Annotated in this window: 13 protein-coding genes and 1 other RNA gene; 8 read left to right on the top strand and 6 right to left on the bottom strand. The window is 27.7% G+C overall.

The window, feature by feature from the left end:
• Positions 1–5 precede the first annotated feature (5 nt).
• The 5 genes from WAO74_RS07915 to WAO74_RS07895 all read left to right on the top strand — a co-directional run bounded on the left by WAO74_RS07915 (position 6) and on the right by WAO74_RS07895 (position 3748).
• The gene (locus tag WAO74_RS07915; protein ID WP_422161014.1) at positions 6–302 is read left to right on the top strand and encodes a winged helix-turn-helix domain-containing protein; all 297 of its coding nucleotides are present in this window, start codon (positions 6–8) and stop codon (positions 300–302) included.
• Between the two features lie 96 nt (positions 303–398).
• Positions 399–845: a Coq4 family protein gene (locus WAO74_RS07910; protein WP_422161012.1), complete on the top strand. Its 447-nt coding sequence runs from the start codon at positions 399–401 to the stop codon at positions 843–845.
• 191 nt (positions 846–1036) lie between these two features.
• On the top strand, positions 1037–2272 hold the full coding sequence (locus WAO74_RS07905) for a DUF4153 domain-containing protein (protein ID WP_422161010.1): 1236 nt from the start codon (positions 1037–1039) through the stop codon (positions 2270–2272).
• 477 nt (positions 2273–2749) lie between these two features.
• Positions 2750–3133 carry a DUF2809 domain-containing protein gene (locus tag WAO74_RS07900; protein ID WP_422161009.1) on the top strand — a complete coding sequence of 128 codons (384 nt, stop codon included), beginning with the start codon at positions 2750–2752 and terminating at the stop codon, positions 3131–3133.
• 201 nt (positions 3134–3334) lie between these two features.
• The gene (locus WAO74_RS07895; protein ID WP_422161007.1) at positions 3335–3748 is read left to right on the top strand and encodes a DUF1361 domain-containing protein; all 414 of its coding nucleotides are present in this window, start codon (positions 3335–3337) and stop codon (positions 3746–3748) included.
• Here WAO74_RS07895 and WAO74_RS07890 read toward each other — a convergent pair.
• Together WAO74_RS07890 and WAO74_RS07885 are read right to left on the bottom strand one after the other, a co-directional pair.
• Complete coding sequence (locus tag WAO74_RS07890) at positions 3745–3966, bottom strand: DUF3820 family protein (protein ID WP_422161005.1); 222 nt, start codon at positions 3964–3966, stop codon at positions 3745–3747. The genes WAO74_RS07895 and WAO74_RS07890 overlap by 4 nt on opposite strands.
• Positions 3966–5171 carry an NAD(P)-dependent oxidoreductase gene (locus WAO74_RS07885; RefSeq protein ID WP_422161003.1) on the bottom strand — a complete coding sequence of 402 codons (1206 nt, stop codon included), beginning with the start codon at positions 5169–5171 and terminating at the stop codon, positions 3966–3968. Before WAO74_RS07885 ends, WAO74_RS07890 begins: the two co-directional genes overlap by 1 nt.
• Before the next feature lie 189 nt (positions 5172–5360).
• Here WAO74_RS07885 and ssrA point away from each other — a divergent pair.
• Positions 5361–5753: a transfer-messenger RNA gene (gene ssrA / locus WAO74_RS07880) on the top strand.
• A 30-nt stretch (positions 5754–5783) separates the two neighbouring features.
• Here the strand turns inward: ssrA and WAO74_RS07875 are convergent.
• The 4 genes from WAO74_RS07875 to WAO74_RS07860 are packed head-to-tail and all read right to left on the bottom strand — an operon-like array spanning position 5784 to position 9148.
• Positions 5784–6599: a 2OG-Fe(II) oxygenase gene (locus tag WAO74_RS07875; RefSeq protein WP_422161002.1), complete on the bottom strand. Its 816-nt coding sequence runs from the start codon at positions 6597–6599 to the stop codon at positions 5784–5786.
• Positions 6592–7314 carry a glycosyltransferase gene (locus WAO74_RS07870; RefSeq protein WP_422161036.1) on the bottom strand — a complete coding sequence of 241 codons (723 nt, stop codon included), beginning with the start codon at positions 7312–7314 and terminating at the stop codon, positions 6592–6594. Before WAO74_RS07870 ends, WAO74_RS07875 begins: the two co-directional genes overlap by 8 nt.
• A gap of 32 nt (positions 7315–7346) precedes the next feature.
• A complete protein-coding gene (locus WAO74_RS07865) occupies positions 7347–8444 on the bottom strand; it encodes a glycosyltransferase (protein WP_422161000.1) in 1098 nt (365 codons plus the stop codon).
• Positions 8445–8461: 17 nt separating this feature from the next.
• Positions 8462–9148 (bottom strand): cell division ATP-binding protein FtsE, encoded by a 687-nt coding sequence (locus WAO74_RS07860; RefSeq protein ID WP_422160998.1) that lies wholly within the window; start codon positions 9146–9148, stop codon positions 8462–8464.
• A 161-nt stretch (positions 9149–9309) separates the two neighbouring features.
• Here WAO74_RS07860 and WAO74_RS07855 point away from each other — a divergent pair, with 161 nt between their 5' ends.
• Together WAO74_RS07855 and WAO74_RS07850 are read left to right on the top strand one after the other, a co-directional pair.
• On the top strand, positions 9310–12336 hold the full coding sequence (locus tag WAO74_RS07855) for a tetratricopeptide repeat protein (RefSeq protein ID WP_422160996.1): 3027 nt from the start codon (positions 9310–9312) through the stop codon (positions 12334–12336).
• On the top strand, positions 12336–14117 hold the full coding sequence (locus WAO74_RS07850) for a hypothetical protein (protein ID WP_422160995.1): 1782 nt from the start codon (positions 12336–12338) through the stop codon (positions 14115–14117). The genes WAO74_RS07855 and WAO74_RS07850 overlap by 1 nt, the downstream gene beginning before the upstream one ends.
• Positions 14118–14141 lie beyond the last annotated feature (24 nt).

Raw genomic sequence — 14141 nt, 5'->3', positions numbered from 1 at the left:
GGTTTTTGAAAAACATTATTCATAACATAAACAAAGCTTTCGATCATAGAATACGACTAGGAATAATGTCGGTTCTAATGGTAAATGAATATGCCGATTTTAATACTCTAAAAGAATTACTGGGAGCAACAGATGGTAATTTAGCAAGCCATACAAAAGCCTTGGAAAAAGTAGATTTTATAAAAGTAGAAAAACAATTTATTGGACGTAAACCAAACACAAAATATTATGTTACAAAACTAGGGAAAATAGAATTTAAAAAACATATTGAAGCGCTCGAAAAATTAATACAAAATAAATAATGCTATTTTTTTATCTATTTACTTTGTTTTTCAAAGTGCTTTAAAAACATCATGAGAAAGAATTTTATATACTGGTTATTTGAACATTCACAAAAAATGTACATCAAATTTAAAAACAAAAAACCTTGGGAAATTAGCTCTAAAGAACTATTCTCTTATTCTAAAGAAAGCTTTGGTTATCATTTGGGTTTACTTCTAAAGACAAATGGGTTTGAACTTTTACCAAAAGTAGAAAGGCACGATTGCTATCATTTATTAACAGGTTATGGTACAAAAGTAGAAGATGAAATTGCTCTGCAATACGTCTGTTTTGGCAATGGAAAAATGAGTATTTATTTATTAGCTGTTCTATTTATTGGAACTTTATTACTTCCTGATTATTACAAATACTATATAAAATCTTACAAATTGGGTAGAAACTGCAACCAGTTTCATCATTTTAAATATGAGAACCTATTGCATTTTTCTTTCCAAGAAATTAGAGAAGGCATATTTACAAAACAACAAATACAACAAATACAACAAATACAACAAATTTTATAACAATGGAAACAAACAATCAACAACTCGGAAAATTTGAAAAAAGAATAAATATCTTAATCATAATTGGAGCAATTTTATTCACTTTACTGTTTTATCAGAAAAATATAGGTATTAATTACTTGCTATTTTCAATAGTTACAACAACTATATTAGTTGTAAATAAACCAAAAATATTCTCTCAAAAAAACAATTTGACAAAAGCTGTTTTTTATGTAATCACTGGAATTACAATTTTCCTATATAGATCTAACTTAGCAATTATAGCAAATATTCTTTCTTTTTTCACTGTAGTTGGCAGTCTTTCAAATCAGAAATCATCTATATATATAAACTGGATTAACGGATTTTATACAACCATTGTAGCTTCTTTTGTATTGCACTTCGAAAAATTAAATACCGAAACTGAGAACATAAAAAAAAGAAATATTAACTATAAATATTGGTTTAAAATTATTGGAATTCCTTTAGTTATTGTAATTGTTTTTATCAATTTGTATAGAAATGGAAATCCGAAATTTGACGAACTAATTAAAAATATAGATTTCAGGTTTATTAATTTTCAATGGTTAATTTTTACAGCTTTTGGTTACTATTTGTTTCGAAATATTACAAATGCTGTAACTGTAGAACCTTTGACTTCCATTGATTTATCTACTAACAATGAGTTACAAAAAGAAAACTTTGAAGTTGATTATTCAAAAAAACTAAGTAATGAATTACAATTAGGAGTAATATTATTGATTTCTTTAAACATTCTTATTCTTGTTTTTTTAGCAACTGATATCTTGTATTTATCAGAAATACATCAAATGACAGCTCCTGAATTATCACAACAAGTGCATACAGGAGTCAATGCAATTATTATTTCAAGCATATTTGCTATTTTAATAATTCTATATTTTTTTAGAGGAAGCATCAACTTTATAAAAGAAAATAGAAATCTTAAAACCTTGACATTTGTTTGGATTTTTTTAAATTTAATAATGATTTTAATTACTGCTGTAAAAAATGTGGAGTACCTGATTTCATTTGGATTGACCTACAAAAGAATTGGAGTTTTGTTCTTTTTATTACTAACAGCTATTGGTTTAATAACTACATTTTTTAAAGTAACAAAAGTGAAAAATTTATGGTATTTGTTCCGAAAAAACTCACAAATTGCTTTTACCATTCTTATCATTTCATCAACCATAAATTGGGATAAATTAGTAACCTTTTACAACATTAATTACGCAGAACAAATAGATTTAGATTACTTGATAAACCTTTCTTACAACAATACCTTTTTACTGAAAGATTATATAGAGAAAAATAATATTAAGGGTGAAAAAGCCATAAAAATAAATTCCAAACACAGAGATTACATTAATTATTTGAACCACAATTCTTGGCAAGAAATGATATTGGATAATTTAAAAATCAAATAATGAATAGCTCAAATAAAACATTTTTCACATTATTGAAAGCTTCCACTTTAGCTTTTTGTCTTTTTTGGATACAAGTTGCATTTGTGGATATTGATACAATATTTGTTATAGGTCCTTATATAATTTTCTCATTTATACTGATTTTCATCATTTGTACTCTTATCATCTCTGTGAGTATTCTAATCATATATTATTCGGCTAGAGATATTTTAAGTGATGAAAAGATTTTTGAAAAATTCTTTCCTTACAGTGCGATTCTTATTTTTTGCTTTTGTGCTGGATTTGTAATAAGTTCTGGGTTTAAAAATTTTGTATGTATTTTTTTTATTACTGTTTTTTTTACCCTAATGCAAAGTTGGGTTTGGATTTGCAGTCCAAGTGATAATGATATTAAAACTTAGTTAGTAGTTAGTTGATTTGAGCAAAACCTCCACCAAATTTATTTTTGAGGTTTTGCTCTTTTGTAAAAAATAAATTATGATGCAATTCAATTTAAAATATTTTGTTCTTTTTCTGATTTTACTGGCAACAGAAATCCTGATAGCAAAATATGCAACAGGTTTTATAAGACATACTTTTGGCGATTATTTGTGTGTAATACTTTTGTATGCTTTTATTAAAAGTTTTGTCAAGTTATCAAACTTAAAAACAGCAATTTTTGTTTTAGGAATTGCTTATTTGGTTGAGTTTTTGCAATTAACAAAACTTCAGAATTTGTGTCCTGAAGACTATGCAAACTCACTAAAATTAATTTTAGGAACATCATTTAGTTTTGGAGATTTAGCTGCTTATACTCTAGGAATTATAACAACCTTAATCATTGAACATCAAATTAAAAAACGCTATGAAAAACCTATTTAAATCAACCAGAAATCATTTGTATTTGTTGATATTTTTTTGTCTGTTTCTATGGATCATAAGAATTATAATCACTAAATCTTTATTTTTTGGTTTTCTTGTTTGGAACTTATTCTTAGCTTTTATTCCTTATTTCATTTCATCAGCATTAAAAAAGAGAGTGCATAGTTTTACAAAAATAAAGTTGATTTTAGTCTTGCTTATTTGGTAACTTTTTTTGCCAAATGCACCTATATAATTACAGATTTCATCCACCTTAATCACACAAAAGTATCTATAATTTGGCTAGATATTTTTATCCTCTTTTCTTTTTCCTTTACAGGATTCTTACTAGCAATCCAATCATTATCTGATATTTACAAAATAATACAATTAAAATGGAATTTAAAATACGCCACCTACTTTTCTATATCAGCTACCTTTTTATGTGGTTTTGGTATTTATCTTGGAAGATTTTTAAGATTCAATTCTTGGGATTTTTTTACATCACCTCTCATCGTTTTAAAGAAAAGCTTTTTAAGTATAAATGACCCTAAAACTTGGTTTATAACCATTAGTTTTGGATCATTTATTTATATTGTTTTTCTACTTGTTAAGAATTTGAAAAACGTGAGTTAATAATTCTTTTGAATTTTTCTAATCATATCTTCCAAACCATTTAATTTCAATTCGTAAACCAACTCTAATTGTTGTCCTAATTTACCTTTTGGAAATCCTTTATTATGATACCAAACTATATAATATTCTGGAATATCAATTAAAAAAGTTCCTTTGTATTTACCAAATGGCATTTTGGTTTTGGCCAAATCTATGAGAATTTGTCTATCAGGTATCATTATTCTTTTCCATCAATATAATCTTGTAAATAAGAAAAACGCTCTATTAACTTTCCATTTTCGGTCATTTTTGCACGCTCTAAAACACCATCTTTATCATTATTAAAAAATGCAGGAATTACATTTTCCAAGAACATTTCTCCAAAACCTTCGCTAGCATCTTTTGGCAATTCACAAGGCAAATTATCTACAGCCATTACAACTATTGCATTTTTATCTTTGTAATCAACTTCAATTTCTTTTTCTGGGTGATAACCATAAATAGGTTCAGCAATCGTTGATGCTCTTATGGTTGATGCAACTGGTCCATCTACATCACAAGAAATATCTGCCACAAATTTGATGTTAAAATCTGGCTGTTTTGCATCTTCTCTTGTAAATAAATATGGAGCACCATTTCCATAGAAATGACCAGCTATAAAAAAGTCGGTTACTTTTGCGAAACGCATAAAATCAGATTCGTACAATTCTGGATGATTATAAAAATCAAAATTATCAAATACTTTACCATCTTTTCTTTTGTTATAATCTAAAACATCTACCAAACAATACACTGGTTCATTAAAATTTTGAGTTACATATTCTTCCACAGAAACTTGTTTTATAGACATAGCATCTAACATTTCTTTGGCTCCATAAGCTACTTTTCCATTTCCTGTTAAAAGAATTTTAATATTGTTTAAATTGATTTTTTGAAGCTCTGCAATTAATTCTTTCTGACTATCTAAAGTTTCTGCTTTTGGTAAATTAAAAGTTTCATTAGTTAAACCAATTGCTCTAAAACCATTGTAAGCACCAACAATTCCTGCATACCTACCAAAACCAATTAGGCGCATTCCATTTTCTTGAATGATGGTTTCATGATCAAATAACTCAATATTTTTCTCTAAAATTGCTTTTAGCAAATCTCTATTATAAGGTTGTTTTTTAATTGTATGACTAAAGAAAAAATATTTTTTATTAGGAATTAAAGCATCTATAGGCACTTCCTTTACACCAAACAAAACATCGTAATCTTGCATGTTCTGTTGTATTTTTAATCCTTTTGAAAGATATTCATTATCAGAAAAAACTCTAATATCAGAACTTTCTACAGCAATGTCTGCTTCTGGAAATTTTGCTTTAAATTCTTCTAATTTTTCTGGAGAAAAAACGACTCTTCTATCAGGTGGATTTTTACGTTCTTTTATAATTCCGAATTTCATAATTCTTGATTTAATTTAGGCTGAATTACCGAAATAAATTCCGCATAAAAAAGTTCAGTATAAGTGGTATAATATTTGTTCGAAGATATTAGAATTTAAAGAGATTAACAAGGGTATTTTTTATACTTTTGCAATCCATATTTTTATTGATAAAAGTATTTCTTTAAAATAATTTTATCATTTTTATTAGGGGACGACTGGTTTTGACAGCAAGGACAGTGAATTTGTAAGCATATCAAGGATTGAAATTACACTTGTAAAACTATTTCAACTTTTTAAACGGCGAAGATAACTACGCTTTAGCTGCATAATCTGAATTAACAGTAAGATTTGCCAAGGCACACAAGGTGTGCAAGCTTTATGTCCACGAAAAGCCTTGGTTTATGGCGTTTCACTTTTGGGCATCGTAAAAATAAACATAGAAAACTTGACGCTTTGGCGAGTTTTTGAAACTAAAAAAGATAAGTTTAAAGTGGGTTGTTCTTAATCAGCTTTAAAACGAAAACCAAGTAAGAACTAAGTATGTAGAAAGCTTTTTGGCTGCTTGTTTGGACCCGAGTTCGATTCTCGGCGTCTCCACATTTAACCCTGTAAAATATAAATTTACAGGGTTTATTTTTTATATTGATGAGGGTTTTCTCTGATTCCTTTTTTGAAAAACTTACGAACAGAACTCCTTAAATTATTATCTATCTTTAACAGAATATCTTTTATATTCTGTGAAGGTCTCCCTCTAAAAGTAGTTACATGAAAATTATCATTTTCTAATATTGGTTTATCTGAAAAATAATAATTAGAAACACATCTTCTCACATCATTTACCAAAACCTTATTTACAGAATGCCAAGATTTTTGATGAGTAGCCATCACAACCAGTCTATTAAATTTACTTTCAATTTCAATTGGCTTGTCTTTTAAACCATTATTCCAAAGTTCTAAATTACCTCCATTTTCCAATTTCCAATTGGGTGTTACGTAAAATAACAGGTTTAAAACCCTCCAAAGTTGCCTGTCTTTATCATGTGAATTATCTAAATGCGGATTTAAATAATTGTCTTTCTGCATTAAAGACAAACCACCTGCATAAAGATTTTTATCTGGTAAAATGTTTCTCAAATCGCAAATTTCTGAAATAATTTCAACTACGTTTTCTTCTTGAAAAGCATAAATAACTTCTTCCAAAAGAGGATGATATTTATTCATTTGATAAGCAACATATTTACTTTCTCTTAAGTTTTTTTTCAGCTTTGCTTCTGATAATTTTGGGAACTTTTGATAAATATCTTTTACTAGATTTTCGGGTAACAAATCATCAACATAGAAAAAACCTATTTCATTTTTGTTATCAAAAAAACTTCTTTTTAAAGAATGTTTTTCTATTGATAACCTATCAACAATTAAAGATGCTATTTCTTTTCTACTAAGCATTTACCATTTTTCTTGACATAAATTTAAAGAATGCAATAGTATAAAAAAAAGGTCTATAAATTACAGAACTTAAATTAGTCTTTAAGTTAATTTCTTCTCTATACATTTCCCAATTTCCAGATTTTGAAATACCATCTGAATTGCATTTTGCAATAATAAAATCTATCATTTTACATTTTTCTTTACTCTTAAATAAATATAAATTAAACCAATAATCTGCCAATGTTTTATAATTTAAATCGTACTTTTTATTTTCAAAAAGTTCATTTTTATAAAAAGTTCCTTGATGATGTAATCCATTTCTAACCCACATAAAACCAGACCAATATACATCTTTTACAACTTTATTTTTACTGTGTATAAATGGTTTTGTATCCCCTTCATAAATTATTTTTCCTGCAATAATGGTTTCATTTTTTAGTGATGAATTACTGAAAATTTGTTCTAAAATATCTTCATTAACAAATACATCTCCAGCTCCTAAAAAATACAACCAATCTCCTTTGGATAAAGAAATTCCAGCATTCATGGCATCGTAAATTCCATTATCTTTTTTAGATTGATAAAAAAAAGGAGCTTCTAATTCTTTAAGAAATTCTTGGGTTTTTAAATCTGATTCACCATCCATAACCCAAACTTCAAAATTTTTGTATGTTTGTTTTTTAATACTTTCAATGGTTTTTTCCAACCCTAAAAGATTGTTTAAAACCGGTATAATTATGGATGTTTTTGGATTGATAATCTGGCTTATTTAAAATAATTATCTAACTTTTTACTTTCTATTTCCCAACACAAAATTTCTTTTGCTTTTTGTTGATTTTCTTTTATCTCTAATAATAACGTTTTGTCATTTAAAAGCGTATGAATACTTTTTGCAATGGTTTCTGGTGAATAGTCATCAACCAAAACACCTACTTTGTACTCATTTACAATTCTTGCTATTTCTATTAAATTACCAGCAATAATAGGTATTTCTGCATGAATATAATCGAATAATTTATTAGGTAAAGAATATTGGAAACTCAAACCTAAAGGTTGTTCCAAAACCATTCCTAAAGTTGCTTTTTTTGTATAATTAAAAAGCTTTTCTCTTGGCACTCTTCCTAAAAAATGAACTCTGTTATCCATATTTTGCTCGGCAACAAAAGTCTTTAAATCCTCCTCTACCTTTCCATAACCGATAATAATTAAATCTAAATTATCAATAAACTTTAAAGCTTGTATCATTGGCTTTAAACCTCTTCCTGGGTTTAAAACTCCTTGATATAAAATGGTTCTGCTCTTGGTAGGAAAAGTAACCTCTTCAATTTCTACATGGTCTTGTTTTAGAGGAATATTTCTAAGTAAGCCCATTTTATTTTGATATTTATCATTATAAAAATCGACAATAGATTGACTAACAGTGTAGGATTTTTTAATTTTTGGCAGAAAAAAGTCTTCTAGTTTTCTCCAAAAACCTTGTACAAATTTTCGCCCTTGTAATTCAGGACCTTCAGAAAAAAGTTCGTGACTATCGTAAACTAAATCTGTACTTTTAATTTTGCTCACAAAAAAGCAAGCTGGTAAAGTATCTAAGTCGTTAGATAAAATATATTGATATTTTCTAAAAATTAGATAGAAAAACAAGCGGATATTAAACTCTGCATAAAAAAGAAAATTGTTATTAAAGAAGTGCTTTTTTCTAACAATTTTATACGCTCTTTCTACAGCAATTGTGTTTGGTAAAACTCTGCCATAAACTGTAATATCGAAGTTTTTACTGATTAAATAATTGCATATTTTATGCACTCTGTAATCTGTAGAAATATCATTTGTAACTGCTACAAAAATTTTCTTTTTTTTCAAGAATGCTTTTATTTATTTTAAACAGTAGCTTGTTGTGTAACTTCAAACAACTCGCCTGCTTCCACTTTTAAAGTATTGTGTTTAAACTTTACAATTAATTGATAATCGTGAGTAGCCATTAAAATAGTTTTACCGGTTTTATGAATTTCATTTAAAAGCTGCATTACCTCTAAAGATGTTTTCGGGTCTAAATTTCCAGTTGGCTCGTCTGCTAAAATTAATTCTGGATCGTTTAACAAAGCTCTTGCAATGGCAACTCTTTGTTGCTCACCTCCAGAAAGTTCGAAAGTTTTTTTATAATATTGAGATTGCATCCCAACTTTATCTAAAACCTCATTAATTTTATTTTTAATTTCGTCTTTATTTTTCCAGCCAGTAGCTTTTAAAACAAATTCTAAATTTCCAAAAACAGTTCTATCATTTAATAATTTAAAATCTTGGAAAACAATCCCTATTTTTCTTCTTAAAAATGGAATTTCTTTCTCTTTCAAGTTTTTTAAATCGAAATCTACAATAGTTCCAGAACCACTTTGTAGTTTTAAATCGCCATAAAGCGTTTTCATTAAACTACTTTTTCCACTACCAGTTTTACCTATTAAATAATAAAAATCGCCTTTATTTATGGTTAAATTCACTTTAGATAAAACTAAATTATCTCTTTGATAAATATCTGCATTTTCTAAATGTAAGACTGATTTCTCCATATTAACAATAGTTTGTACAAACTTAAAAGTTTCCTTTGATTTTATAACAAGAAAACGCTACAATTATTACTTTTGATGTAAAATCTTTAAAAGATTATTTTCTATTGTATCCAACAAATTTAAAAAAAGTTCGTTTAATTAATTATAACAAAAACAATTGTATGAGTCTGGGTTTTTATAAGAAACATTTTTTGTGTATAATTTTTCTATCTGCAACTTTTACACTTTTTTCTCAACAATCTATTGTTGATGCTCCTGTAATTTCAGATTATAACAATGCTTTAAAACTTTACAATAATAAAGCATATGCAGCTGCCCAAAAAATCTTTGAAAAAGTTCAGCTAATTGCTGCAAGAAATTCAAGCTTAAAAGCAGATGCATCTTATTATGATGCTATGTGCGCTGTTAAATTAAATCAAACAGATGCCGATAAAAAAGTACTGACTTTTGTTGAAGAAAACCCAACAAGCAATAAAAAAAACAAAGCCTTTTTTAATGTTGCCAATTATTATTTTGCCAATAAAAAAGCCTCTTATGCTTTAAAATGGTATCAAAAAGTAAATATGGATTTACTTTCTAAAGACAACCAAAAAGAATTAAATTTTAAAATGGGTTATGGCTTACTAGTTACCAATAATTTAGAACTTTCTAAAAACAGGTTTTTACCACTTATAAACGATGCTAAATATGGCAATGATGCTCGCTATTATTATGGCTTTATAGCTTATAAATTAGAAGATTATGGCATTGCAGAATCTACTTTAAAAGAAATAGCAGATAACGAATCTTATAAAGCAGAAATATCTTATTACTTGTTAGACATTAGTTTTAAAGCAGGTAAATTTGAAAGATGCATAGAGGTTGGAACAGAACTTTTAAAAACTGCAAGAAAAAAAGAAGCCTCAGAAATTTCTAAAATTGTTGGAGAAAGTTATTTTAATCTCAACAAATACCAAGAATCTATACCTTATTTAAAAGACTATCAAGGTAAAATGGGCAAATGGAATAATACTGATTATTACCAATTGGGCTATGCTTACTACAAACAAAACGATTTTGAAACGGCCATTAATTATTTTAATAAAATTATTGATGAAAAAAATGCAGTATCGCAAAATGCGTATTATCATTTGGCAGAATGTTATCTAAATTTAGATAAAAAAACAGAAGCTTTAAATGCGTTTAAAGCTGCTAGTGAAATGAATTTTAACTTAACCATTAAAGAAGATGCTGCTTTAAATTATGCCAAATTAAGTTACGAATCTGGAAATCCTTTTGAAGATGTTGCCACTGTTTTACAAGATTATCTAAAAGAATACCCTAATTCTAAAGCTTATAAAGAAATTAATGATTTAATAGTATCTTCTTTCATTCACGACAAGAACTTTGAAGGAGCTTTAGCCTATTTAGGCAAAAACAAAAACTCAGAAAATAATTCGATTTTTTTAGAGATTTCTTTATACAGAGGGATGCAATTATTTAATGAAAAAAAATTACCAGAAGCCTTGCCTTATTTCGAAAAAAGTGGGGAATCTGGTTTTAGAGAAATAAGTAGTAAGGGAAAATATTGGGAAGCTGAAACCTATTACAGACTGGAAAAATACCAAGAGGCGCTTTCTAGATACAATCAACTTAATAATTTAGTAAAAGACAATTCATTTGTATTAATCGATTATAACATTGGTTATTCTTATTTTAAACTAGAGCAATATGATAGAGCTGCTTCTGCTTTTAAAAAATTTGTAAGCGTAAAAGATTTAGATACTGAAATAAAATATGATGCTTTCGTTCGTTTAGGAGATAGTTATTATGCCAATAGAGAATACAAAAGTGCCATGAAAGCGTATGAAAACATCATAGAAAATAATGCATCATCCGCAGATTATGCACAATATCAAATTGGAATGTGTTATGGTTTTCTAGAACAAAACGAATCAAAAATTGATGCACTTACTAAGGTTGTGAATGAATATCAAAAATCTACTTTAAAAGATGATGCCCTATATCAACTTGCAACAACCTACACTAAAATTAAAGACAACCCAAAAGCACACCAATCTTATGATAGATTGCTAGAAAAACATCCTCAAAGTATTTTTTTACCAAGAGCTTTAGTACGTCAAGGATTGTTATATTACAATGAGAATCAAAATGCAAAGGCTTTAGAAAAATTTAAAGTTACAGCAAGTAAATTTCCAAATTCACCTGATGCTCTAGAAGCGGTTAGAAATGCAAAAAATATTTATTTGGATGAAGATAAATTAGACGACTATATTGCTTGGACTAAAACTTTAAAATTCGTTGAAGTTTCTGATTCTGAAGTAGAAAACTCATCATTTACAATTGCTGAAAGAAAATATTTTGAAGGTAAAAATAACGGCTCTATTTTAAGTTTAAAAAAATATTTAAGAGAATTTCCAAATGGAAAAAATGCTTTAAAAGCAAATTATTATTTAGCTGATATTCTCTTTGTCGAAAAATTATTTGAGGAAGCTATCAAAAAATACAAAGTGGTTTTAGAGGCTGGAACTAGCGATTTTAGCGAAGATTCTTTAGCAAAACTATCTCAAATTTATTTAGAAAAACAAGATTTTAAGGAAGCGATTCCTTTATTGGAAAAGTTAGAAAAAGAAGCGTACGTTACAGAAAACATTTTATTTGCGCAAAGCAATTTAATGGATGTTTATTACAAAACAGAAGCATACAACTTGGCCTTAGATTATGCAAAAAAAGTTTTGTTAAAAAATAAGTTAAACAAAGACTTAGAATTAGATGCAAAAAAGATTATTGCAAGAACTTCTGTAATAAATAAAGATTTTAAAACGGCTAAAGAGTATTATGAGAATATCGAAAAAACTGCCATTGGTGAGTTAAAAGCAGAGACTTTGTATTATGATGCCTATTTTAAAAATCAAGAAAAGGCTTATGAAGCATCAAATAAAGTAATTCAAAAACTAATTGCAGAATATGCGAACTTTAAATATTGGGGAGTAAAAAGTTATGTTATAATGGGTAAAAATTATTATCAATTAAACGATGCTTATCAAGCAACCTTTATATTAGAAAACGTAATTAAAAACTTTTCTCAGTTCGAAGATATAGTAGAAGAAGCAAAAATTGAGTTAAATACAATAAAAATTAACGAGGCAAAAACTAATAACTCTGTAACTCCACAAAATAAAAATTAATGAAAAAAGGCTTTCTCATTGCAATAATTTTCTTTGGTTTTTGGAACATAAATGCACAGGTTAAACCAACTAAAAAAGCAGAACCAATTAAAGTAGACACTGTAAAAACAGAGGTTATAGAAGTAATTACTGCCTATAACCCTAAAATTGCAGATGCTACAAAAATCACTAAAAATCCGGTAATAGAATTATCAAAAGATATCGAAAAGAAAAAATTAAAATACACCATTTTTTCAGCACCAGTTGCCTCTACTTTTATCCCTAAAAGTGGCGTTGTAAAAGGAATAGATGTAGGTGTTCGAGAACGAATTTACAATAATTACATTGCAGCCGGTTTTGGCAATTTTACATCACCTTATTTAGAGGCTTACATACATAGTAATACACGTTTTAAAAGTGAATTTGGTTTGCATACCAAATATGCTGCTTCTTTAGAAAACATAGACAACACTTCGTTAGATAGTAAATTTTCCAACTTATCAGCAACACTTTTTTACAAACAGGAAGAGCGTTATTTCGACTGGAAAGCAAGTTTAGAAACCCAAAGAAATGAATACAATTGGTATGGTTTATCAAACCTAAATTTCACCCCAAATACCATCAATTTTATCAATGAGAATCAAGCATATAATTATTTAAGAATTTTAGGTGAGATAGACTTTTTAGATGCCTATATAGACGAAAGCAGCTTATCTATTTCTTATTTTAATGATGCGTTTAGCAGCAGCGAATTTTTAATGAATTTAAACACCAACCTAGATTTGCCTCTCAATTTTATAAATAGTAATCTTAACAATTTATACATAAGAACAAGTTTAGAATTTTTGAATGGTGAATTTAGCTCAAATTATATGAGCCAAAACCCTTTGGAATATTCAATTTTTACAGCGAAAATAAATCCAGAATATAAGACTATTTTAGGAACATTTTCTCTACAAGTAGGTGCTAAATTTTTTGCGGCTTTTGATACCGAGAATAGCGTGAATCACTTTTTAGTGTATCCAGATCTCTTAATTCAAAAACCTCTGGTTAAAGAAAGTTTAAATATGTATGCAGGTGTTTTTGGCGATTTAAAAACGAATACGTACAAAGATTTTTCTGAGGAGAATCCTTTTGTTTCTCCAACTTTATTCATCACACAAACAGCAGAAAGGTACAATGCTTTTTTAGGTTTGAATGGGGTTATAAATAATGATGTTAGTTTTAATATTTCTGCTACCATTAAAGACGAACAAGACAAACCACTTTTTATAAAAAACAATTCTAAATCAGATGGAACCAATACTATTTTTAATGGAGATGATTTAAAAGGATATGAATTTGGAAACTCTTTTCATGTTATTTATGATGATATTAAAACCACGTCTATTTTTGCAGAACTAGAATACGATTTTACCAAGAGGATAACTTTCGCAACCAATTTTCAGTTCGATAGTTTTACAACTACAAATGAATCTGAAGCCTGGAATTTACCAACGGTTCAAGCATCGTTTATTACAGCGTATAAAAACAACAAATGGTATGCAACCTCAAATATTTTTTATGTAGGCGAAAGAAAAGAGTTGTCTTTTGGTTCATCATTTCCAGCAAATTCAAATGGAATTAGAACTTTAGAATCTTTTGTTGATATCAATTTAAATGGTGGTTATCATTTTAATGATAAATTTTCTGCTTTCTTAAAATTGAATAATATTTTAAATAATAGCTACCAACGTTTTGCCGACTTTAATGTCCAAGGTTTTCAAGTTTTAGGTGGTTTAACTTACAAGTTCGATTTTTAATTCATTTCAATAAACTTCGTTTAG

This window comes from Polaribacter sp. (assembly GCF_049276715.1).
In the GTDB taxonomy this organism is placed as follows: Bacteria; Bacteroidota; Bacteroidia; order Flavobacteriales; family Flavobacteriaceae; genus Polaribacter.
This window is presented reverse-complemented; position numbering and strand designations above follow the sequence as displayed.